At 65.9% G+C, this 23,155-nt stretch carries 18 protein-coding genes; 5 read left to right on the forward strand and 13 right to left on the reverse strand.

Features of this window, described 5'->3' with window-relative positions; all coding sequences use genetic code 11:
- The first annotated feature begins 154 nt into the window (after nucleotides 1–154).
- Entirely contained in the window at nucleotides 155–1,771 is a 1,617-nt protein-coding gene (locus MLE27_RS06125) for an FAD-dependent oxidoreductase (protein WP_243311150.1), read from the forward strand.
- Nucleotides 1,772–1,979: 208 nt separating this feature from the next.
- Here the strand turns inward: MLE27_RS06125 and MLE27_RS06130 are convergent, their stop codons facing one another.
- From MLE27_RS06130 to MLE27_RS06175, 10 genes are all read right to left on the reverse strand, one after another.
- The gene (locus tag MLE27_RS06130) at nucleotides 1,980–2,315 is read right to left on the reverse strand and encodes a hypothetical protein (RefSeq protein ID WP_243311152.1); all 336 of its coding nucleotides are present in this window, start codon (nucleotides 2,313–2,315) and stop codon (nucleotides 1,980–1,982) included.
- A 169-nt stretch (nucleotides 2,316–2,484) separates the two neighbouring features.
- Nucleotides 2,485–4,089 carry a sigma 54-interacting transcriptional regulator gene (locus MLE27_RS06135; RefSeq protein WP_243311153.1) on the reverse strand — a complete coding sequence of 535 codons (1,605 nt, stop codon included), beginning with the start codon at nucleotides 4,087–4,089 and terminating at the stop codon, nucleotides 2,485–2,487.
- Between the two features lie 13 nt (nucleotides 4,090–4,102).
- Nucleotides 4,103–4,819, reverse strand: a complete 717-nt coding sequence (locus MLE27_RS06140; protein WP_243311155.1) for a DUF6125 family protein — start codon at nucleotides 4,817–4,819, stop codon at nucleotides 4,103–4,105.
- Between the two features lie 314 nt (nucleotides 4,820–5,133).
- Nucleotides 5,134–6,822 carry a single-stranded-DNA-specific exonuclease RecJ gene (gene recJ, locus MLE27_RS06145; RefSeq protein ID WP_243311313.1) on the reverse strand — a complete coding sequence of 563 codons (1,689 nt, stop codon included), beginning with the start codon at nucleotides 6,820–6,822 and terminating at the stop codon, nucleotides 5,134–5,136.
- Nucleotides 6,823–6,919: 97 nt separating this feature from the next.
- Nucleotides 6,920–7,783 (reverse strand): HDOD domain-containing protein, encoded by an 864-nt coding sequence (locus tag MLE27_RS06150; protein ID WP_243311157.1) that lies wholly within the window; start codon nucleotides 7,781–7,783, stop codon nucleotides 6,920–6,922.
- Nucleotides 7,784–7,796: 13 nt separating this feature from the next.
- Nucleotides 7,797–8,636 carry a tetratricopeptide repeat protein gene (locus tag MLE27_RS06155; RefSeq protein ID WP_243311158.1) on the reverse strand — a complete coding sequence of 280 codons (840 nt, stop codon included), beginning with the start codon at nucleotides 8,634–8,636 and terminating at the stop codon, nucleotides 7,797–7,799.
- Nucleotides 8,637–8,727: 91 nt separating this feature from the next.
- On the reverse strand, nucleotides 8,728–9,366 hold the full coding sequence (gene gmk / locus MLE27_RS06160; RefSeq protein WP_243311160.1) for a guanylate kinase: 639 nt from the start codon (nucleotides 9,364–9,366) through the stop codon (nucleotides 8,728–8,730).
- The gene (locus MLE27_RS06165) at nucleotides 9,359–9,616 is read right to left on the reverse strand and encodes a DUF370 domain-containing protein (protein ID WP_243311162.1); all 258 of its coding nucleotides are present in this window, start codon (nucleotides 9,614–9,616) and stop codon (nucleotides 9,359–9,361) included. The genes gmk and MLE27_RS06165 overlap by 8 nt, the downstream gene beginning before the upstream one ends.
- 7 nt (nucleotides 9,617–9,623) lie before the next feature.
- Nucleotides 9,624–10,505, reverse strand: a complete 882-nt coding sequence (locus MLE27_RS06170) for a YicC/YloC family endoribonuclease (RefSeq protein ID WP_243311163.1) — start codon at nucleotides 10,503–10,505, stop codon at nucleotides 9,624–9,626.
- Nucleotides 10,506–10,591: 86 nt separating this feature from the next.
- The gene (locus MLE27_RS06175) at nucleotides 10,592–11,908 is read right to left on the reverse strand and encodes a MiaB/RimO family radical SAM methylthiotransferase (RefSeq protein ID WP_243311164.1); all 1,317 of its coding nucleotides are present in this window, start codon (nucleotides 11,906–11,908) and stop codon (nucleotides 10,592–10,594) included.
- Between the two features lie 193 nt (nucleotides 11,909–12,101).
- Between MLE27_RS06175 and MLE27_RS06180 the strand changes: the two genes are divergently transcribed.
- The 4 genes from MLE27_RS06180 (at nucleotide 12,102) to MLE27_RS06195 (ending at nucleotide 15,837) form a co-directional block, all read left to right on the forward strand.
- A complete protein-coding gene (locus MLE27_RS06180; protein WP_243311165.1) occupies nucleotides 12,102–12,797 on the forward strand; it encodes an EAL domain-containing protein in 696 nt (231 codons plus the stop codon).
- Between the two features lie 129 nt (nucleotides 12,798–12,926).
- Entirely contained in the window at nucleotides 12,927–13,331 is a 405-nt protein-coding gene (locus MLE27_RS06185) for a Ros/MucR family transcriptional regulator (protein ID WP_243311166.1), read from the forward strand.
- Between the two features lie 142 nt (nucleotides 13,332–13,473).
- On the forward strand, nucleotides 13,474–13,710 hold the full coding sequence (locus MLE27_RS06190; RefSeq protein ID WP_243311167.1) for a hypothetical protein: 237 nt from the start codon (nucleotides 13,474–13,476) through the stop codon (nucleotides 13,708–13,710).
- Nucleotides 13,711–14,385: 675 nt separating this feature from the next.
- Nucleotides 14,386–15,837 carry an outer membrane homotrimeric porin gene (locus MLE27_RS06195; protein WP_243311168.1) on the forward strand — a complete coding sequence of 484 codons (1,452 nt, stop codon included), beginning with the start codon at nucleotides 14,386–14,388 and terminating at the stop codon, nucleotides 15,835–15,837.
- Nucleotides 15,838–16,056: 219 nt separating this feature from the next.
- On the opposite strand, the gene MLE27_RS06200 is transcribed toward MLE27_RS06195, so the two are convergent.
- The 3 genes from MLE27_RS06200 to MLE27_RS06210 form a co-directional block, all read right to left on the reverse strand.
- Nucleotides 16,057–18,606, reverse strand: a complete 2,550-nt coding sequence (locus tag MLE27_RS06200) for a RyR domain-containing protein (protein WP_243311169.1) — start codon at nucleotides 18,604–18,606, stop codon at nucleotides 16,057–16,059.
- 190 nt (nucleotides 18,607–18,796) lie between these two features.
- Nucleotides 18,797–21,391: an AAA family ATPase gene (locus MLE27_RS06205; RefSeq protein WP_243311170.1), complete on the reverse strand. Its 2,595-nt coding sequence runs from the start codon at nucleotides 21,389–21,391 to the stop codon at nucleotides 18,797–18,799.
- A 41-nt stretch (nucleotides 21,392–21,432) separates the two neighbouring features.
- Complete coding sequence (locus MLE27_RS06210; RefSeq protein ID WP_243311171.1) at nucleotides 21,433–23,136, reverse strand: hypothetical protein; 1,704 nt, start codon at nucleotides 23,134–23,136, stop codon at nucleotides 21,433–21,435.
- Nucleotides 23,137–23,155 lie beyond the last annotated feature (19 nt).

The following is a 23,155-nucleotide window of genomic DNA, read 5'->3' on the forward strand; positions in this document are numbered from 1 at the left end:
CTTTTCTCCTTGGAGATGCTGCCCCAGCGTCTACCCGCGCCCAGGGCAAAAGAAAAGAGGGTTGAGCAAAGGGCTGGTAAAAGGGTATCTGCCAACCATAGCCATGAACATCCTCAATAAAATAATCTCCGCCCTGACGGACAGGAAGCACCCCATGCCCGAAGAACATCAAGAACACACCTGGTACCTGCCGGAAAAGAGCCGGGAGCAGCTCGGCACCATCTTCCGCGAGATGCAGGAGCCTGTGAACCTGCACGTCTTCACCCAGAAAGGCGTGAGCGACCTCTACAACGAGTTCCTGCTGCGTTTTCTGGACGACGTGGTCCACCTCTCGGACAAGATCACCCTGCACCGCCACGCTCTAGGCGACGAGGCGGCCCAGGCCCATGGCGTCACCTACTCCCCCACCCTGCTGGTGGAGCCCGAGCGGTACCGCCTGCGCTTCGTGGGCGCGCCCATCGGGGAGGAAGGCCGCAGTTTCCTGGAGGCGGTGCTCCTGGCCTCCAGGCGCAGTTCCGGCCTCACGGACGAATCCAAGGCCAGGCTGGCAAAGCTGGAGGAGCCCCGCAGCGCCAAGGTGTTCGTCACCCCCACCTGCCCCTATTGCCCGGGCCAGGTGGTCAACGCCATGCGCTGCGCCGTGGAGCGCCCGGACCTGATTGAAGCCTGGTGCGTCGAGACCAGCCAGATCACGGAGCTGGGCCTGCGCTACAACGTGGGCAGCGTGCCCCAGACCGTGTTCAACGAGAAGCTTTCGGTGCTGGGCATGGAGCCCGAGGCCCGCTTCGTGGAGGAGCTGATAACGCTCCAGGCTTCGGAGCAGGCCGTCACCTCACACGTCCACGCTCCGGGCGAGACGCTGCGCGTGGACTGCCTGATCCTGGGGGCCGGCCCGGCCGGACTCACGGCGGGCATCTACGCCGGGAGGGCCGGGCTTTCCACCCTGATCCTGGAACGCGGCATGCTCGGCGGGCAGGTGTCGCTGACGCCCGTGGTGGAGAACTACCCAGGCTACGTCAACGTGGCTGGGCTGGCGCTCATCGAGATCATGGCCGCCCAGGCCAGGCAGTACTGCGAGATCATCCAGGAGGAGCCCCAGGAGCTCACCGCCACGCCCGAAGGTTTCAGCGCGCGGACCTCCACGCTCAAGATCGAGGCCAAAACCCTGCTCCTGGCCACCGGGGCCACCTGGAAGAAGCTGGGCGTTCCCGGCGAGGAGGAGTTCTTCGGCCACGGTGTGAGCTACTGCGCCACCTGCGACGGCTACCTCTACAAAGGGCGCAAGGTGCTGGTGGTGGGCGGGGGCAACACGGCCCTCACGGACGCGCTCTACCTCAAGAACCTCGCCGTGGACGTGGCCATCGTGCACCGCCGCGACACCTTCCGGGCCGAGAAGCACCTCGTGGATTCCGTGACCCGCGAGGGCGTGCCCGTGCACTTCGGCTGCACTGTGGAGAGGGTCCTGGGGGATTCCAAGGTGACCGGGGCCAGGCTGCGCTGCGCCGGGTCGGATGCAACCAAGGACATGGAGGCCGACGGCGTGTTCGTGGCCATCGGGGAGACGCCCAACACGGACGTGGCCGTGATGCTGGGCTGCGAACTGACCGAGGGGGGCGACATCAAGGTGGACGGGCAGATGCGCACCAGCGTGCCCAAGGTTTACGCCGCGGGCGACGTGACGGGCGGCGTGCGCCAGATCGTCACCGCCGTGGGCCAGGGCGGCACGGCGGCCCTGACCATCTTCGACGACCTGACCAGGGCGCGCGGCTGAGGCGGAGGGTATTTTCGCCCGGGAGGGCCTATTCCCTGGCGCGCACCATGTCCCCGACGAGGATCATGGCCAGCAGCCCCCAGCACAGGCCCACCGCGAGGGCGGCGCAAATGCGTTGCGTCATGGTTTCCATGGGCGGCGTTTCTCCCTGACGACACGAACCCGCGCCCGGGGGGAGCCTCCGGGCGCGGGCGTTTCGTTTTGCCGGTTACTGGGTGACCGTGGTCTGCTTCCGCCAGGATTTTGTCTGGCCGCCAGGACCGGTCACGGATTTGTCCTTGGTCCAGGTTTTGGTGGAGCTATCCCAACTGCCCGAGGAGTCCTTCTCCACACTCTTGCCGTTTGGGCCGGTGGTGGTCGCGGAGCGGGTGTAGCCGTCGGCCGTCTTGGAGCCGGTCACCCGTTTGGTGACGGCCTTGCCGCCGGAGCCGGTGACGGTGGTGTTGCGCTCGTAGGCCTGCGAGGCCCCCGCGCCCCCCAGAATCAGGGCGGCGGCCACGGCCAGGGCCGACAAGGCGGCGAATGCACGGTGCGATACGTTCATGGATGTCTCCCGTCTGGTTGCTGTTGTTTCGTGCGGCCGGAACCCCGAGTCGCCCGGCCGCGATGAAACACAGTCCGGAACGCCATCATTCCGGTTACACCATTTCGGAGCCTTGATTCAACGGATTTAAACGCGAAACGAATTGTCGCGGGAATCGGGGGGGGAACGGTCAGGACTTGGCGATGCCGAGCTTCTTGAGCCTGGAATCGAAGGTGGAGCGGTTGAGCCCGGCGCGCTTGGCCGCCCTGGAGACGTTCCAGTGCGTAGCCTTAAGCAGTTCCAGGGCGTAGGCGCGCTCCAGCTCTTCCCAGGTGCGCCCGGCCAGGGGCGCGGCTGATTCGCCCGGGGTGGGCTCCAGCCCGGAGGGTCCGCCTGTCTGGCAACCTTCCGGGCAAACTGCCCCGCCGCCAGACGGACCTCCAATCGGACCGGCAATCGGCCCGGCAATCGGCCCGGCAACCGGCCCGTCAACCGGATGGAACTGGGCGGGCAGGTCCGCAAGGGCGATCACCGGCCCCTCGGCCACGGTGAGCAGGTACTTCACCAGATTCTCCATCTCCCGGATGTTGCCCCTCCAGGGCCAGGCCGAAAGCGCCGCCAGGGCTTCGGGCGCGACTCGACGCCCCCCCAGCCCCAGGCGCAGGCTGTCGCGCTTGAGGAAGTACTCCAGCAGCGAGGGCACGTCCTCGGGGCGCTCGCGCAGGGGCGGCAGGTGCAAGGGAAGGACGTTCAGGCGGTAGTAGAGGTCTTCCCGGAAGTCCCCGGCGGCCATGGCGGCGGCCAGGTCGCGGTTGGTGGCCGAGACGATGCGCACGTCCACCGTGCGGGCCGTGGCCGCGCCCAGGGGCTTGACCTCTCCGCTCTGAAGCACCCGCAGGATCTTGGCCTGCAAGGGGGCGGGCATGTCGCCGATCTCGTCCAGGAACACGGTGCCGCCGTCGGCCGCCTCGAACAGCCCCGCCCGGTCGCGGTCCGCCCCGGTGAACGCGCCCTTGCGGCAGCCGAACAGCTCGCTCTCCAGCAGGCCGTCCGGCAGGCAGGAGCAGTTCTGCACCAGGAAGGGCCTGGCGCGCCGCTCGCTGGCCTGGTGGATGGCCTGGGCGAAGAGCTCCTTGCCTGTGCCGGATTCGCCGGTGATGAGCACGGGAAAGTCCGTCCTGGCGTAGGCGGCGGTCTTGGCCAGGGCCTCGCGCACCGCCGGGGAGCTCCCCACTATGGGCGGCTGAGACCGGTACCTGTCCAGCGCCTGCTTGAGCCCGTGGCACTCCCTGCTCTTGGACTCGAAGGCCAGGGCCTGGCCCAGGGCCACCGAGCCCACCGCCACCAGGGAGGAGAGCAGTTCCAGGTAATCCTCGTCCAGGTTGAGCCTGGCCCCGCGCTCGGAAGTGTCGATGAGCTCCACCGCGCCGTAGACCTCCCCGCTGGAGAGGATCAGCGGGAAGCACAGGATCAGGCTGCTCTTCACGGCCAGCCCTTGCTCCATCTCGGCGTAGTGGCGCGGGTCGGCCCCGGGGCGGGAGGTGGTCATGCGCGCGTTGGCGATGACCCAGCCCACGATGCTGGGCCTGTCCGCCGGGATGGCCACGCCCAGCACGGCCTCGCTCTGGTCCCCGGCGGCCTCGATGCAGACGATCTGCTCCCCGCGCCGCACCCAGAGCGAGCCGCGCTCCACGCGCTGCGTGGCCAGCAGCCCTTCCAGGAAGCGCTTCTGCAGCGCCTCGGGGTCCATCTCCTGGAAGATGGCGCGCGTGAATGAGAGCATCTTGTCGATCATGGTCGCTCCGGGATCAATCCAGGCTGAAACGCCAGGAGCAGTACTCGCCCTCGGGCAACGGGTCCGGCGGGCAGGCCAGGCAGCGGGTTCTGATGCGCGGGTCCACGGCCCGGGCGAAGCCCTCGTATTCCGTGACGCCCGCCGAGCGGCAGGGGTAGTCCGGCAGGTGCTTGCGCCGCCTGGCGGCCTGGACGCGGCAGCTGGTCACGCGCAGGACCAGCGCGCCCGGCTCCCGCTCCATCAGCACCGAGTTCACGCGGGAGTTGAAGCGCTGGCGCAGGCAGGCCTCCAGAGCGTCCAGGGGGTCGGCTCCCGGCGGGATGCCCAGCAGCGACTTGATGCGCACCGCCTCCAGGGGGGCGAAGCGGGCCCAGCAGGTGTCGTTGACCCGCTTGGCCCCGTCCATGCCGGCGAGGCCCTCAACGGCCTGGAACCAGACGCCGTCCATGCCCAGCCAGAACTTGGAGAGGCTCTCCTCCATCTGGTGGAGGCTCTCGGGGGCCCAGCCCTCGAAGGGGTTGGCCCCGCCGCCGAGCCTGCTCAAAGCCAGCCCCACGGCGGCGTCCCCGGCGGCGCGTTCCGCCTGGAGCGCGCCCTCCAGCCCGAACTGGTGCACGGCCTCGGCGAACCAGAGCCCGTAGTGGGCGGCGATGAGGCGGATGGATTCGAGGATTCGGGCCGGGGCCCCGGGCGCGGCGTCGACCGGAGGCGCTGCTTCTAGCTGATGCAAACTCGCGGACGGGGACTCAGTCCGCTGCTCCGCTGCTTCGGGAGCGGCATGGGCGGAAGGCGCTTCATCAAACATCTGCTACCTCGCGGACGTGGACGCAGTCCGCTGCCCCGAAGACCGCCCCGCAGGGAACGCCAGGAGCAGGAACACGCTCTGTTACGGCCCGGTGGAGGGCACCGGCCTCCACCACTCGACAAACCAACCCCGCAATTCCAAGGAGCCCCTTCCAGGACCGCCCAGGCGAACAGCTGCCGCCGCCGACGCGGCGCATGCCGGGCGGGCGCGGACACCGGGCAAGGTCCGGGCGGACTGCGCTAGCGCGCCATTTCCCTCGGCCGCGACCCGGCGGAGGCCTCGGCCCCTTCCCAATCCTTCAGGCGCAGCTCCACGCTGCAGAGCCCGTTGTAGGTGTCCAGCCGGGGGGTGAAGGCCAGGCGCACCTGCTTGCCCTGCACCTCCGGCCCGATCTCCTCCGCCATGCGCCAGGCCTTGGCCCGAAGCGTCACCCCGGCCCCCGGGTCGCGGACCTCCAGCAGCACATGGTTGGCCCCGAACACGCGCCGGTTGCGCACGTCCACCGGGGGGGAGCAGAACACCGGCTCAGGGTTGCCGCAGCCGAAGGGGCCGAGCAGGTCCAGCTCCTTGAGCAGGGCCTGGTGCACCTCGGAAAAAGGCATCTCGCCGTCCAGACGCAGGGTGGGCGTGGGCATCACCGGCCCCAGCTGCTTGAGCACGGCGGCCCGGAAGGTCTCGCGCAGGGCGTCCAGGTTTTCGGGAGCCAGGCTCATGCCCGCGGCCTGCCGGTGCCCGCCGAAGCCCAGCAGCAGGTGACTGCACTCCGAAAGGGCCTCGTAGAGATCCACCTCCGGGATGGAGCGGCCCGAGCCTTTGAGCTTGCCCTGGTCCTCCGTGATGACGAGCGCGGGGCGGTAGTGGTTCTCCACCACGCGGGAGGCCACGATGCCGATGACGCCCTGGTGCCACTGCGGCGAGTAGAGCACCATGGCCGGCTCGCCGGCCTGGGCCTGGGCCTGCTCCATGGCCTGGGCTGATATCTCGGTCTCCTCCTGGCGGCGCTGGGTGTTGATGGCGTCCAGCGAGGCGGCCAGGGGCCTGGCGGTTTCGATGTCGGGGGCCAGAAGCAGGGCCAGGGCCTCGTCGGCCTTGCCCAGCCTGCCCGCCGCGTTGATGCGCGGGGCCAGCCCGAAGGTGACCTGGGTGGCCTCCAGCGGGGCCTTGGCGTAGTAGCCCGCCGCCTCCTTGAGGGCGAAGAAGCCGGGCCGGGCGGCCTCGCGCAGCAGCAGCAGGCCGTTCTTCACCAGAATGCGGTTCTGCCCGGTGAGGCTGACCACGTCGGCCAGGGTGCCCGTGGCCACCAGGTCCAGGAACTGGCGCATGTCCAGGGCCTCGCCCGGCAGCAGGCGGTTGAGCGCGCAGGCCAGGAAGAAGGCCACGCCCACCCCGGCCAGGTCGGAGCCGGGGCAGTCGCCCAGCTTGGGGTTGGCCACGGCGCGGGCCTCGGGAAGCTCGGGGCCGGGCAGGTGGTGGTCGGTGACGATGAGGTCCAGCCCCAGCTCGCGGGCGCGTCGGGCCTCCTCCACGGCGCTGATGCCGCAGTCCACGGTGAGCACCATGCCCACCCCGGAGGCGGCCAGCTTTTCCAGGCCCGCGCAGGAGAGGCCGTAGCCCTCCTCCAGGCGCACGGGAATGTAGTGCCCGGCAGTGACGCCGCGCCTGCGCAGGAAATCCACCATGAGGGCCGTGGAGGTGACGCCGTCCACGTCGTAGTCGCCCCAGACGGCCAGCTTCTTACCCCGGGACAGGCCTTCGGCCAGGGCTGCGGCGGCGTCGCTGAGCCCCGGGATGGCGGAAGGCGGCATGAGGTGGCGCAGGCCGGGGCAGAGGAAGACGTCCATGGCCTCCTTGCTGCGCTGCCCGCGATGCCAGAGCAGCTCCGCGATGCGGGGGGATATGCTGAGCGCCGAGGCCCACTCCGCAAGCATGGGCGGCGCGGGTTCGCTCGCGCGCGGTCGCCAGATTTTACGCACCGTGACTCCTAGAAACGGCTTTGGAACGCTCGGGGCCTGAGGGCTCGCAGTGTTAGGCGGCCAGCCCGGCCGCGAAGACGCCGGGGTCGTGCTTCACGAGCAGGGCCTTGGCCCTCTCCAGCAGGTCCGCGTCGCTCAGGTTGAATTTGCAAAGCACCTCGCGCCAGGGGCAGGTGACAAGGCTCCCCGTTTCGGCGGCGGCGTGGGCCATGGCGTCCGCCACGCACAGCACCAGCGCGTCGCGCCGGTGCAAGGGGGAATGCATGGGCGCGTGGTGCCAGTTGACCGGCTCGGTAAGGTCGGCCGGGAGGTTCCAGGCGCCCATGACCATGGAGCCCACCACCCCGTGCTCGATGCCCCAGTACTCGTCCTCGGCCTCCGAGTAGGAGATGGAGCCGCCCTCGGCCAGGGCGGAGATGGCGCGCCAGTCCTCGGGGCGGTGCAGGGCCGTGAGCAGCTTGCCCAGGTCGTGCAGGACGCCGGCGGTGAAGAGGTTGTCGGGGTCCCCCCCGCCCATGAGCGGGGCCAGCATGCGCGCCACGATGGCCACGCTCAGCTGGTGCTCCCAGTAGGGGCCGACCGGGAAGTCCCTGGGGAAATCCTTGGAGTCGGTCAGCGCCTTGACCCCCACGGCCAGCACCAGGGTGCGCACCTCCGCCAGGCCCAGCACGGCGATGGCCCTGGCCACGGTGTTCACCTCCTGTTGGAGGCCGTAGAAGGCCGAGTTGGCCACGGTGAGCACCTTGGCGGTGAGGCCCTGGTCGCGCCCGAGGGTTTCGGCGATCTCGTCCAGCGGCGTCACGGAGGTCTGGCCCGTCTGGCTGTAGAGCGTGGTGAGCAGCGCGGGGGAATAGGGCAGGTTGTGCCGCATCCCCGGCAGGTCCAGCAGGAACCGCTGTCCGATCTCGTGGCTCATGCGCGCCCCCGGCTCAGGTGGCTTCGGAATCTTCGGGGAGCAGCTGCGCTATCCCCGGGGCGTCGGCGGACGCCTTGCCCTGGTCCACCAGGTACTTCACGAACAGCCGCGCCTCCTTGAGCCGGGGATTGATGTCCAGCGCCTTGGCCAGGTAGGCCAGGCACTGCTCCACGTTGTCCTTCTCGTGGTGGGCGCGGGCGATGTTGTAGAAAAGGTTCTCGTCGGATTCGGCCAGGGCCTCGGCCTTGGAGTAGTATTCCAGGGCCTGATCCAGCATTCTGTTCTTGCGCAGGCTGATGCCGAAATCGTTGAAGAGGTGCTTGTGCTCGGCCTCGAAGGCGGCGTCCAGGCGCACCAGGCGCTCGAAGATGTCGTTGGCCTTGTGGGATTCGCCCCTGTCCAGATAGGTCAGGCCCAGGCCGAAGTTGGCCCGGACGTTCTCCTCGTCCACGGTGAGGGCCTGGTCGAACTCCAGCTCGGCGCTGAAGTTCTCGCCCTTTTCGCGGTGGCGCTCGCCCTTCTGGATGGTGCGGTTGAGCTCCTGCATCTTGGGGTAGACGGTGGAGACGTAGAACTCGGGCTCCGGTGCGAACTTGGCCAGCAGGTCTTCTATGGAGATGGCGCGCTTGGGGCCGGACGGGATGTAATTCTTGTTCAGCGGCTGGATTTCCAGGGTGCCGTCAGGCTGCTCGTTGACGAACCAGTACGTCTTCTGGATGGTCTTTCGGGTGGTGGTGCCCGTGCCCACCTTCTGGATGGACTGGGTGGAGAAGATGCCTTTGATCTTCTCCCGTCCGCGCGGCGCGCCGCTCTGTGCGTGTGGGGCGTTCTCCATCGTCTCCGAATCGCTCATGGCTGGGCTCCGGTGCCGCAGGGCGGCGGCTGTCCCTGTTCGGGGTGTGTCCGCCTAAATACCCGCAACGCAAGAGCAAGGCAAGCTCCCGCTACGCCTCCTCCCAGCCCCGGAGCAACCCCTCCACGAGGCCCGGACGCAACTCCGGCGCGCAACGCGCCGCAAGGTAAACCGCCCGCAGCTCGTCGTAAGCGGCGTCAAGGTCGTCGTTGACCACCAGGTACTGGAACCAGGGGGCCTGGGCTATCTCCCTGGAGGCGTTGGACAGGCGTTTGGCGATCACCTCGGGGGTGTCGGTGCCGCGCCCGGTGAGCCTGCGCGTCAGCTCCTCGCGGGTGGGCGGCAGGATGAACACCGTGCAGCCCAGGTTCAGGTTGGCGCGCAGCTGTTTGGCGCCCTGGACGTCGATGTCGAAGAGCACGTCGCGGCCCTTCGCCAGCAGGTCGAGCACCTGCTGGCGGGGGGTGCCGTAGTAGTTGCCGTGCACCTCGGCCCACTCCGCGAAGTAGCCCTGGGCGATGCGCTCCTTGAAGAGGGCTGCGTCGATGAAGTGGTAATCCACCCCGTCGCGCTCCGTGCCCCGGGGAGCCCTGGTGGTGCAGGAGATGGAATAGCCCACGCCGGGGAACTCGGCCCGCAGGCGCCCGATGAGCGTGCTCTTGCCAGCGCCCGACGGCGCGCTCACGATCAGGGCCAGGCCCTGTCTGCCGCTGGAGCTGGGATCAGGCATCATCTTCCTCCTGGCTGAAGCGCTGCGAGATGGTTTCGGCCTGGATGGCCGAGAGCACCACGTGGCCGGAATCCGTCACGATGATGGAGCGGGTCTTGCGGCCCTGGGTGGCGTCCACCAGGCGCTGGGCGTCCTTGGCGTCCTCGCGCAGGCGGCGCATGGGGGAGGACGCGGGGTTCACGATGGCGATCACCCTGGAACTGACCACGAAGTTGCCGAAGCCGATGTTGAGCAGTCCTGTTTTCTGCACGGGGAGCCTACTCTATGTTCTGCACCTGTTCGCGGCACTTCTCCAGCTCGGCCTTGAACTCCACCACCACGCGGCTGATTTCGATGTTCTGGGCCTTGTTGCCGCAGGTGTTGATCTCGCGGAAGGCCTCCTGCAGCAGGAAGTCCAGCCGCTTGCCCACGTCGCCGTCCTGCCCGAGCAGGGCGCGGATCTGGTCCAGGTGGCAGCCCAGGCGGGTGAGCTCCTCGGTGATGTCCAGCTTGTCGGCCAGGACGGCCACTTCCTGCAGCACGCGCTCCTCGGAGGGCTCCACCCCGAGCTTCTCCAGCACAGTGCTGAGCCGGGTGCGCAGGGCCTGGAACTTCTCCTCCTTCACGCGGGGGGCCTGCAGCTTGATCTCGGCGTGCCAGGCGGCCAGCTTGTCCAGCCTGCGCAGGATGTCCGCCGCCATCAGCTCGCCTTCGTGCTGGCGGGAGGCGGCGTGGTCCTCCAGGGCCTTCTCGAGCCCCGCCACCAGGGCCTCCATCAGTTCGGCAGGGGCGTCCTTGAGCCCTTCCTGCCACAGGGAGGAGATGGTCATCAGCCGGGTGTAGTCGGGGGCGAAGTCATGGCCCATCTCCGAGGCCAGCTCGGACACGCTCTGCAGCATGGCCATGGCCATGGGCTTGTTCAGGCTGAAGTCCAGCGCCTCGGCGCGGTGCGCCTGGAAGTTGCAGACCACCTCCAGGCGGCCGCGCTCCACGTAGCGGCGCACCACGCGCTCCAACTCGGACTCGTGGGCGCGCAGGAAAAGCGGCAGCCGCCATTTGAGGTCCAGGTAGCGGCTGTTGACGGAGCGGGCCTCCCAGACCACGTTGGCGAAGGAGTTGTCGGTGATGCTGCGGCCGAAGCCGGTCATGCTTTTGGTCATGTGTCTCTCTCGGAAGTCGTGGTCGCCCGGCGGGTGCCGTGGCGCATCGTGGTGACGGATCCGGCGGTCGCCGGGAAACAAGACAGCTAACGCGACTCGCCGGGCGCGTAAAGGGGCTCTGTGGGTTCGCGGAGCGGTTCCACCCGCAGCGCGCCCCCTTCCCCCTCGTCCAGCGGCCTCACGGCCAGCAGGCCCGGCGGTTCGAAGCCCTCGGGGATGTTCTCCACCCGGCACTCCACATAATACTCGCACAGCCCCCCGGGCGGGTCGGCCTTCTCCAGGGCGACCTCCAGCCTGGGGAGCGACGCGAGCCGGTCGGCAAAAGCCTCTTCCAGCCTCGCCGCCTCGGCCCGCAAGGCGGCGGCGCGCGCTTTCTTGACGTCCAGGGACAACTGGCCGGGGGCCTTGGCCGCCACGGTGCCCGGCCTGCGCGAGAAGGGGAACACGTGGGCGTAGCTCAATCCCGCGCGCGCCATGAAATCCAGGGTCTGCCGGAAGGCCGCGTCGTCCTCCCCGGGGAAGCCGGTGAGCAAGTCCGCCCCCAGGGCCGCCACCGGCCAGACGCCGCGCAGCTCGTCCAGGAAGCGCAGCACCTCTTCGGCCCCGTAATGGGCGCGGCCCATGGCCGCCAGCACGGACGCGGAAGCGCTCTGCATGGAGAGGTGCAGGTGCGGGCAGGTCATGGAGGAGCCCGCGAGGACGTCCAGGGCTTTCGGGCCAAGCATCCCCGGGTCCAGGGAGGAGAGGCGCAGCCGCGCCCGCCCGGCCCAGCGCGGCGCAAGGCCGCGCTCCAGGGCCGCGAGCATGTCCCAGAAGTCGCCGCCGCCCTCAGTGGCGAACTGCCCGAGGTTGATGCCGGAGAGCACCACCTCGCGGTGCCCGGCGGCGAACAGGGCCTCGGCCTCCCGCTGGATCGGGCCGAACGGGCGGGAGCGCGCCCCGCCGCGAGCCCGGGGAACGATGCAGTAGGTGCAGCCGTGCGAGCAGCCGTCCTGTACTTTGAGCACAGGCCTGGAGCGCTTGAACCCGCCGATGGAAAACTCCGGCCACGCGCGGGAGGGCGCGGCCTCGCACGGCTCGGGCCAGCGGGCCAGGCCCGGCTTCGCGGCCTGCGGCACCACCGCCGCGACGCCCGGCAACGGCCGGAACATCTCCGGCTCCACCTGGGCGGCGCACCCGGCCACCAGGATGGCGGCTTCGGGAGCCTCGCGCCCCATGCGCCGCACCGCCCCCCTGCTGTCGGCCACCGCGCCCGAGGTGACGGCGCAGGTGTGCACCAGCACGAGGGTCGCCAGCGCAGGTGAATCCGCCTCGCTCCAGCCGCGTGCGGTCCACGACTCCCGCAAGGACTGGGATTCGTATTGATTGATCTTGCAGCCGAGGGTCTGAATGAAAAAACGCATCCCAGCCCACTACTCCATTCCTCTCCCGTGGTGAAGCACCCCTCGAATCCTCAAAACAGGACCGTGTCCATTATTCGGGACTCATCCCGCCTGCTTTCAGGACCGACACAACCAGAAAGGTTGCATGGCTGTTTACATCAGCTCAAAAACACAGTATATTTGATTCAGGCATGCAACTTGCTGAGCAACAACCATGTTCCTGACACCATACAAAACCGCAGACTCAACCAGCCACGCCCCTGTCACCCTGCTCCCCCTCGTGGATCTGGGCGACGGGTCGCTCAAGGCTGTCGACGCGGAAGTCCATCCGCTGCATCCGACACCCCCCAGCCCTGTGGAGCGTCTGGAAATGGCTGTGCAGTGCGCTCGCCCCGTCCTGGACCAGGTGGCCTTCATCTGCCTGCCCCTGCCCGCCGCAACACTTGCCGACACGCGCCAAATTCTCGGCCTGGCCGCCAAAGCCCAGGCCATGGACATCAGGACCGGCAAGCTCTGCCTGTTCTTCCCCGACGGGCATTGCCGCGACTTGGGCATGACCGGTGTTGAAGGCTTCATCGCCCTGAAGCGGCTCGGGTTCCTCCTGGGCATCGATGTGGGCTGCCTTGGCGCCATGCCCTCTCTCTTCGTGGAGCGTCTGCCCGCCGACGTGTTGCGCCTGGACCCCCTGGACACCCTCTTCCACGAGGACGACTCGGAAGCCCGCGCCGCGCTGCTCGATTTCAGCGCCTACGCGGCCAATCTGCTCATGCTCCCCGCCGCCCGCGGGGTGCACAGCAGGCTCCAGGTTTCCATGCTGCGGGATATGGGCATCCAGATCGGCCAGGGCCCCTTGTTCGCGTCAAGCCTGGCCCGCCCCCCCCGGCGGGCGGGCAGCCATGACCCGGCCTGACCATCCTCAACCTGGGTTTCTCTCGCTGGCGAATAAAATACGTATTTACAATTCCGCAATATTCGCTACTCCTCCTGAAGCCTGACGGACTCAATCAGGATGACGTACGATAATCACGAAGGAGACCGCATGGACGACTATCTTAAGGAAGCCCTTGAAATTGTGAGGGCTCAGGCCAAGGTTCGGATCATGACCGCCCAGGAGATCGTGACGATGGTCCAGAATCTGGTGGTTGGGCTTAAAGCAGTTGTGCAGGGCTTCACCCCCTCCGCTCCCGTGGAGGACGCCTCCGGCCGTCCGCTCGAGGCGAAAAAGGCCATCCGCGAAAAAAGCATCCTCTGCATGGAATCCGGCAAATCCATGAAGGTCATCACCAAGCGCCACTTGGCCAAGTTCGGCCTCACTCCCGACGAGTACCGCGCCAAGTGGGGCTATCCCAAGGACATGCCCCTGGTCTGCAAGGAACTCCAGCGCGCCCGCCGCAAGAAAATGCAGGACATGCGCCTCTGGGAACGCCGCAAGAAGGCCAGCTGACTCGCCAGTACGCTAGAAAACGAGCCGGCTTCCATCTGGGGAGCCGGCTCGTTCGCTTTGCGACGCATTGACACCCGCCCAGCCGGGTGACATTCAGGACACATCGGGGTTTGACATATTCATCCTTGACCGAGGGTGGACCATGAACAGGCTTTTCGATGCCAGCCTGCTCTATGCCGAATGCGGCCGCTGCAGATCACCCGTCACCTTCCGCGACCCGTGCGAAGTGCTGCTCTGGATGGGCATCCCGACGGACTCCCTCGGCGCGGACTGCCTGCTTCTATATGATGGTTGCCCCAACTGCTCTCCCGGCGGCTCCCTGAGCGAGCCCCGCTTCGTGCGACTGCGGCTCCGGGGCAGGCCGCAGGCAACGCACTAGCCTCCGCATCCCCGCTCCGGCGGCCCTCCCTATCCATATCGGCGCCCGGGTGGCGTTGCGGCGGATCGCGCGGAGCGCTCCCATCGCCCCTCCCTCCGAAAAAAGTTTCATTTCTTTCGTTACGGTTTGGTAACGTTCAGGGCAATCCGAAGCTGCGTCAGCGCCCCGGAGTGAAAGAGGCTTCGTGTCGCGGCCCGGCTTGGCCAGAATGGCCGCCAGCGGGGAACATGCCGTGCATTGAAAAATATCGCAAACGATCCCGGTCAATTAAAACAAGCGTCCCTTCCTATTGCCAACAAAATGACGCCGATCGGCCGACGCCGCCACTTGGTGACGGTTGAAAGATTTGAACGCCGTCGTTCCTGTCACCGGAATTTTCTCTAACCCCGCACATTTCAAGAAGGGATGATCGAGAGGTTTTTTAAGCGAAACGACAATTTTGTGATTTATTTTGTCTTGCCTCCTGTTACGTTTCAATCTACAGAAGTTTCGGCCGTGGTAGGGTACAGTTTTTTTTACCGACGCGCGCTGGCTGCCCAAGCCGCAACGCGCGCATCCAACGGCAACAGGGCACGAGGGGATTCCCGGAGGCATCGGCTTCCGGAGGGCGAGTTCCCACCTGGACGTGCCCTTTGGCAGAGGCCCTTCATGTTATTTCTAAGAGGAGGATGGAAAATGAAACGCATTATGGCCCTGGCTCTGCTCGTCAGCTTTGCCCTCGGCGCGGTTGCCGCTCAGGCTGCCACCGAAGTCAAGATGACCGGCGACGCCCGCATCTACGGCAACTTCTGGTCCCAGTACAACTTCACCGGCTGGAACGCCCGCGGCACCCAGACCTACGACTCCTTCACCATCTGGGAGCGCTTCCGCCTGCGCACCGACTTCATCGCCAACGAGAACCTCAAGTTCCGCCTTGGCATCCGCGTGAACGACAACCCCTGGGGCTCCGGCACCTTCACCGTGGACAACCCGGCCGTGTCCATCCAGGTCTACCAGGCCTTCATGCAGTTCAAGTGGCCCAACACCGACGTGCAGTTCACCATCGGCCTGCAGAACGTCGACCTGCCCATGTCCGTCGACTGGCTGGGCTCCAACCCCGTGTTCGGTGGCACCCGCGCCGCCGCCGCCCTGGTGTCCGTGCCCGTCATGGACAGCCTGAAGATCGTCGGCGGCTTCATGCGCTTCCTTGACACCAACAAGGACTTCGACCCCACCACCAAGCAGGTGCCCGACGAGTTCGACGGCTACTTCCTGAGCCTGCCCATCTCCGTCAACGGCTTCAGCGCCACCCCCTGGGGCCTGCTCACCGTCGCCGGCAAGAACGCCAACTACGCCGGCACCTGGATGGGTAACGGTGGCCCCAACACCAACGAGACCCTGGCCACCTACCTGCTGTCCGCCTCCACCTACTCCGGCCTGAGCCGCATCAGCGCCTCCCAGCCCGTGTACTGGTGGATCGGTTCCTCCTTCGCGGTGACCGCTCTTGATCCCTTCAAGTTCTACGCCGACGTGATCTACGGCGAAGGCAACACCCAGGGCAGCTCCGGCAACAAGCGCGGCGGCTTCTTCTTCGACGTCGCCGCCGAGTACACCGGCTTCGACATCCTGACCCCCCAGCTCACCTTCTGGTACTCCACCGGTGAGGACAGCTCCACCCGCAACGGTTCCGAGCGTATGCCCTCCGTGGTCAACTACTGGGGCCCCTCGAACTCCTTCCTGTTCGACACCAACCAGGAGCTGAACTTCGGCCAGATCGGCACCAACTCCATCGGCAGCTGGGGCTTCGTGTTCGCCCTGGAGAAGATCAGCTTCATGCAGGATCTGACCCACCGCCTGACCTTCACCTACGCCCGCGGCACCAACTCCTCCCGCGCGCTGAAGACCGCCAACCTGCTGACCGGCGTTGGCAACTACGTGATGATGGGTCGTGACCTGACCACCAACGAGTACTCCATGGGCATCAACTTCGATACCCAGTACAACATCTACGAGAACCTGGCCCTCATCTGCGAGACCGGCTGGGCTCACGGCCAGTTCGAGAAGTCCGTCTGGGGCCGCCGCTTCGTGAACCAGGCTCAGAACGGCGACGCCTGGAAGGTGGCCCTCGGTCTGCGCTACCACTTCTAGTGGCTGCTTGACCTGAGCGACCTGCGGCCGGGGCGAAAGCCCCGGCCGCGTTGGGTTTGGGCCAGGCGGCGCCCCGGCCCGCGGGGGGGGGGGGGGGGGGGGGGGGGGGGGGCCGGCCCCCCCCGCCCCCCCCCCCCCCCCGCGGGGCCCCCCCCCCCCCCCGACGGTAATCGCCGACGCTGCCCCCTGGTGTCGAAAAGGCATTCGCGGGCTGTACGCTCAGGGCCTGTAGACCTCGTATCCAAGCTCCGCGAGCTTGGCCGGGATGTCCTCCACAGCCTCCCTGTCGTACTTCTTGATGTCGTCGGGCAGTTCGTTCCAGGGGACGAGGTAGGGGCTGGTCTTCTTTACGGGGTCGCGGTCTCCCCGGGTCCAGCCGTCCATAAGACGCTCCAAATTCCAGCGCGCGTGCTCGTACTCGGCCAAGTCTTCGACAACGCCGGCTTTGTTCATGTCGAAGAGCACGATGTCGCTTTCTTTCGCCTTGCGCAGCTTGAGCCCCGCGCGGTCGAGCTTGGCTTCGATGTGGCCCACCTGCTGCCTGTTGGATTCCTGGATATGCGGCAGCAGTTTGTCCCAGCTTGCGAGCGCCGGTTCGGAAGGGGAGAGTTCACGGCCTCGGCGGCTGCGATATCCTTCGTGGGCCTGGATCGCGAGAATATCGACATCGGCCGGGGCAAGGTCCCGGGGCGGTTTCGGAGGGGTGATGAAGAGCTTGATGGTTTCTTTGTCGTTGGGCATGGGCATGACGCATCTGTGCTTGGACCAGAAGGGGTCGTCCAGCAGGCGGAAGGCCTGGCGGCCGCTGTCCTGGATGAGGCCGACCTTTGCCCCCAATGCCGCGGCGACCACGTACTCGGCGGCCGAAATCAGGCCGCCGTTGACGCCGAGCACCTTCACGTCCCGGGCGCGCAACCCCGAGGCCAGAATGTCCATCCATCCCTGAATCGGCCCCAGGGGGGAGAAGCCGCCGCCCGCCACGAAGCGGAGCCCCTGCTGGTAGCCCTCGTGCACGGTGATGCGCACGCCTTCGATCATTTGCGGCATGGGGTCCGGCAGATAGCTGACCAGGCGCACACCTTGCGCGCGGCCCAGGAGATCCCCCATGATGCCGCTGACGCCCGCGGTCGTCCCGCCGCAGATGACCGTACCCGATACGCCGGCGAAGGCGTTCTCGATGACCGAACGGTAGCCTTCGATCTTGGCTTCGACGCTGGGGTCGCACCCGCCGGCCACAATGAAAACCGGGCCTTCGAGGCCAGCCTGACAGGTCAATCCGTAGGCCGCAAGGCAGTTCCGCACCGCGGCGGCCCGTTCCTTGTCGTCCTCGATCGTTTGGCTGGCCTGGTTCGCCCTGGCGAGGATGAGGAACTGCCGTGCCCATTCCACGCCCTGGAGCTCTTTGCCCACGGCTTGCCCGATTCTACCCAGGGTGTCGATCAAGGCATCGCTGCGCCGCATGGAGACGTCGTACGTCACCGCCTGGGCAAATGCCTCCAGGCTTGCATAGGGGCGCCCGCGCATGAGTTCGAGCATGCCGATGTCGTGGTGGGTCCAGGGCAGCCCGGTCTCCATGGCGGCCCGGCTCCGGGCGATTTCCAGGGCCTTGTCGATGACGGGGAAGAGCAGGGTGAGCGTGCCGGGCTTTTCCTCCTTGACCATGCTGCGTTCAAGGTAGCCCCGCAGAATGGCGGGTTCGGTGGGATTCAAGCCGAACGCCTTCTCGAACCACGAAAGGGATTCGTGCAGGTCCGCCCAGCCCAACGCCCCGCCCAGCAGCACCATGGCCTTCGTGTCCGTTTTGCCTTCCTCCCGGGCGAGGTATGCGCGCAGTTCGTTCAGCCCCTCTGTCCGCTTCTGGGGGGCGCCGCTTTTGATCCGCACTTCGGCGAGGGTCCGGACCATCTCCGCGTCGAGCGGGTCATAGTGCCCCGTGAGCACGGACTCCGCATCGTCAAAGCGGTCCAGGAGCATCGAGAGACGCGCGATGCGGCACGAGGCTGCCCCTTTGTCGTCGCAGTAGGGCAGGACTTCGCTGAGTCTTTTGATCTCTTTTTCGACGTCCTCGACGCCGCGCAAGGAGTCCTCGGACGACTTGTGGTCCTCGATGTCCTCCAGCAGGCGCACGAAGCATTTGTCCGCGTCCTCGATGAGCGCCGCGATGCGGGCCGCATCCCTGGACCACTTCTTCTTGAGCACCTTGAACGCGCTCTTGTAGAGCGTGTCGTGGACGACGCTCGCCCAGGCGTGCTGCATGAGCGTGCGCACCTGGATTTCGGCCTTCAGGCCCATGATTCCCTGGAGCGCATCCTTTTCTGACTGCCCCAGGTCGTCCAGGCACTGCTGGGGGATGTCCGGAGCCCCGTCCTTGTTCTTGCGCAGGGATACGATGAAATGGACGGAGCGGTACCCGAACTCCGCATCGTTGAGTCGTTTGGCCTGGTCAGCGGAGTTGTTCTCGTCGATCTCGAAGCGGTCGCGGATGAACCCGCAGACCTGCTTCACCTGGTCGCTGGTGATCGTAATGACGCGGACGCCGCAGAAGTCCGTGGTCTGCGTGAAGGGGGCGGAGTAGCCCTTGCAGATGATCTTGTCCGCGAAGCTGGAGGGGGATTTGACCCTGTCCTGGAAGATGGGGGCAAGGGACATGCCGGAGCAGGCCTTTTCCAGGATGCTGCGGACTATCCTCGCAAGCAGCCCGTAGCGGCTGCGTTGCTCCGAGAACTGCTCCATGTGGTCCTTGACGGTCGGGCTGTGCTTGTCGGTCATGTGTGTTCCTCGCTAGGGAGCGGCGGTTGCGATACGGACGCGCGCCAACGGATGGGTGCGTTGTTGCCGCGCTGCGACCAAAAAGGTCATTTCACCCCGCGCCGCTGCCCAAGATGTCTCTCTTTCCGGGCGGGAGGGCGTGCCCGGCTTTGTCGCTTGCAGAGAGAACGTTATAACCCTGGTGTCGGCATTACTGGCCGCTCCCCACCAGCGCTTTGAGCTCCTCGCCGGACATCTCCTGCTTCTCCACCAGGGCGTTCGCGATCCTCTCCACGGTGCCCTTGCCGGCGGCTATCATCCCTTTGGCGTCGTCGTAGGCCTCGCCGATGAGCTCCTCGATCTCGGCGATGTCCTCGTTGGTGGGGGTTTTGCGCCAGTTGAGGCGCATCATGGTCCCCAGCCCGAGCTTGCAGACCATGTCCGTGGCCACCTCCGTCGCCTTGGCCAGGTCGCTCTGTTCGCTCCCGCCGGCCCCGGCGCCCACGCGGTCCTCCCCGAAGAAGACCTCTTCCGCCGCCCGGCCGCCCAGAAGGATGGAAAGGTAGGCCAGGTAGTCGGCCTTGCCCGCCGTGGCCACGTCCGGGTTGGGCTTGAGCGAGACGAAGCCCAGGGAACCGTCCGGCCTGGGCACGATGGAGATGTAGGCGATCCCGCCTGCGTTGCCCCCGCATTTCAAGCGGAGGAATGCGTGCCCGGCCTCGTGGATCGCCACCCGGCGCAGGCCCTCGCCATCCAGGGGGCGGATGAAGCTGTTGTCCAGCGGCCGGTTGTAGAGCTCCGCCAGCAGGTCTTCCTGGCGGACGGGGCGCCCGGCAATGCGCGCCCGCCGGACGGCGCCGCGCACGGCCAGGCTCACATCGGCGCCCGTACGGCCGAAGGACGCCTCGGCCAACGGCTTCAGGGCGATGTCGCTGCCGGCGCCGAGGTGCACGCCGTTCTTGTTCAAATAGTAGCCGAAGATCTTTTCCAGGGCGTCGATGGTCGGCAGCGAGACCTGGATCACCCTGTCGAGCCTTCCGGCGCGGCGCAGCGCCGGGTCCACATTGTCGGGACTGTTGGTGGCGGCGATCACGAACACCTTGCCGCGGTCCGAGAAGCCCTGAAGCTCCGCGAGTACGGCATTGACCACCTGGGTGGCGTAGCTCGCGTTGCTGCCTGTGAATTTGTCACGGCTGCCGATGGAGTCGATCTCGTCGATGAACATGATGGTGGGCTCGAACCGCCTGGCCTCCTGAAAATCACGCGAGATGGCGGCGAGGTGGTCGTTCAGGTACCCCGACATCTGCCAGCGGGCCGCCGAGCATTCCACGAAGTGTATGCCGCAGTCCTTGGCGATGGCCCTGGCGAGGGTGGTCTTGCCGCACCCGGGAGGGCCCGTGAGCAACATGCCGCGATCCACCTGGGTCCAGGGGATTTCGCCGGCCAGCGCGGCCCGGATGTCGGATATGAGCATCTCCGCGCGGATTCGGGCCTCGCCGAGCCCGTGCAGTTGGGAGAGGGAGGGGCCGTGCTTCGGGGTCAGCCGCTGCAAGCGGTCCTGGATGCGGTGCTCGAGCAAAACGTAAGCGCGCAGGGGGTCTCCCTCAAGCCGCGCGACCCTGGCCAGGTCGGATGGCTGAACGTACCGGATCCACGACGCGTCCTGTGGCGAATCCTGCTGTTCAGGCGGCAGCACGCCGTAAAAAGCCTGGAAGAGTTTGCGGAAAAGGGGCTCATCCGGCTTGGGGCAGCTCACGACCACTTCGATTATCCGGCGCAAAGGCTCCGGAAGGGCGCGAAGGCTGCCGCAGGTAATGATCGCCGCGTGCTCCACGCTTTGGATTTCCGCGGCCACGGCTTCAGGGTCGGACAGGCTCGGGTAGGCGTTCAATGGCAACACGACAAGGGAGGGGCTTGTGGATTTGGCCAGTGACAATACCTGCTCGGTCGGGCTGAGCGGTTCGGCAAATACCGGGCGCAGGGTGAGCCCGAGCTGCATGGCGCCTTGAACGAGTTGCCGCTCGATGAAGGGGATCTCCGTCTCGATGGCTATGACGCTTCTTACCTCCAACTGTTCAACCAGCCACTCCAGTCCGCGCTGGTGGTCGCTGCCGGGCTGGTCTTCCAGGTGCCCCTGGCGCAACAAAGCCTGCTCGAAGAGAACATTGACGGCTAATCTGAGCGGATTGTCCGGAACTGTCCGTTTTTTGGGCACCGGGGCTGGCTCGGCCTGCTCCTCCCCGAGGAAGCCCTTGATGAGCCCGGGAAAAACGGCCACCGGCTGGAGCCTGCCGTCGGACATCTCCTGAAGGTATTGAAGGACCGCGCCCGCTGGGCAACGCCGGTCCAGAAAGAGGCGTTCCAGCTCATAGGCGTCGTCGAAATGATCCTTGAAAAGCACCGAGGCGGCCACGAGATCTTTCGTCTCGGCCGCCCCCCCGTCGAAGAAACGATAGGTGAAGTTCGGTTTGCGCACCCGGGGTGCCTGGGCGTCTTCCTCTTTTTCTTGCGGGAAGTAACGCGCCAGCTTTCCCCCGGCCAGCGACGGATATTGTCCGGCTGTGCCGACAAAGTCCTCCGGGGAGCAGAGGACCGCAACATGGCCATCGAAAGCGAGCACGCGCTCCCCTTCCAGCATGGATTGGCTCTGCGCCTCGGCGGCCACATCGTGCCGCGCCTTGATGACGGCCTCCACCATGCTGTCGGAGCCATTTTCAAGTTCGATCTTTTTATAGACGGCCTTTACGCCGACAACCAAACCCTTGTGGATGAAGCACGACAGAAGTGTGAACTCATACGTTTCCAACGCGATGCCCCCGGCAGTGTATTATTGAGTATCTCAAAAGGCTATTGTGGCCATGTCATCGGCCTGTCACGGTGCAGAATGATCCAGTCCGCATTCTCCGCCAATGCTTCGCGTCCGAGTTCCATGACGATGGAAATGAATTTCCTCTCTCGCTCGCTCAGTCGGGGCGGCCGTGTTTCCTCAGGTTTGTCCGGGATGCTGGATACGAGCTTCGCAGCCCGGCTGAATACGTCGTGCATTCTGGAGTATTGCTTCGTCTGCTGGTCCACGCCCAAACGATACGTATAGCCAGCCAGTGTCGCCGCAATGGCCGGAAGCAAACCGATGAAGGTGATGAACCACTTCGCGGCTTCCTCCCCCATGTACGTTGCGGGCTGTATGACAAGCCACACCAGCGCGAGGGTCAGGCCGCAAATGAACAACACCAGGGCGATCATGTTGTTTTTGTTCTTGATTTTGATGTCTCGCCGGGCCGCCCTCTCGAAGTATCCCTGTTGGTCGGCAATCCAGCGCCTGCTGACGATGTCGATCTCCGGCTTGCTCCTGTGTTGCGTCAGGTCGATTGTCCTGATGGCGTCACGAATCCAGGTGATCTCGCTATGCTGTTTTCGGAGGTATTGGTCGGAAGCTTTCACAGGTGCGGCCGCCAACCTGTAAAACAGCAGCACGCGCAGCCCCTCGGCGAGGCCTCTGTAGTCGAGATATTGAGTATAGCAGTTGTTCTTGCGATTGTGCCAGTAGACAATGAGGCCGGCTGTGAAAAATGCAATGTACGCACCTAGGGCAAGCGGAGACGTTATGATGTTGTTCGAGTATGTCGCAAATGAAATCACCATCAGGATTGCTGCTATAAAAATGGACCGTATATATAGCAGCGTTTTCAATTGATACTCCCCCGCCAGGGCGTCTGCGGCGACAAACGCTCCCAATATGGATTGCTCTCCTTTGTTCAGCTCGATCCTTTCCTTGCTGAAATCCAGATAGGATGCGGACAAGGCCAACAGATTCGGTTTGGCAACCCGGAGCCTCGCCGCCTCATAGTTGAAACGGTTCAAAGCCTTGAGCATGGGTCCGGACTCCTCGCTCGCTAAACCCGAGCAGTCCGCCCAACCGAAGATGTTCTTGGGAAGCATGCCGTTGCGGGGCACATAGAGCGCGTGGACCTGCCTTCGTTCCGGAGGATTGAGCTTGCAGGCGATGTCATCGAGGTGTTCCTCGTTGATCCCCTCCTGGAAGAGCTTCATGACATGACGTGTGCCGCCGATTTTCGACGACTCCTTGCCGTCCCAAACCGCCAACAGAATGTGGCTGTGCCGCGCGAGATAAATTCCCACGTGGGCGTATCGCATCGCGGTGTGTTTCATGGCCTCCGGCACATGCACGTGGACCACGTCGCTGCAACGCCCGAGTATGTCCTTGAATTCGGACGCCAGGGCCTCAGCGCTCCGGCCGGGGTGAGCCGGTTCGCGGAAATCCTTGATGAACTCCTCGGTTGAATCCGGGATGACGGCAACCAGCTCAAGCCCCAGGGAAAGCGCGGCCCTGGCGAAGACCATGTCGGCGCCTTCCGCCAGACCGCTCAGGCAGCGCACGGGGGTGTCGGGGTATTGGTCCCGGAACTCCTTGAGCTTGCCGACGAGCTTTTCGTGGATGAGTTCCTCGTGAATGGGGTCTATGTCGCGGTGGCCCGTTACCGCCACTGTCAGCGGGATAAGATGAGGAGAGACAACTTCTGTCGATGGCATTGCGGTCTCCTGCCAGGGT

The organism is Fundidesulfovibrio agrisoli (assembly GCF_022808715.1).
In the GTDB taxonomy this organism is placed as follows: Bacteria; Desulfobacterota; Desulfovibrionia; order Desulfovibrionales; family Desulfovibrionaceae; genus Fundidesulfovibrio; species Fundidesulfovibrio agrisoli.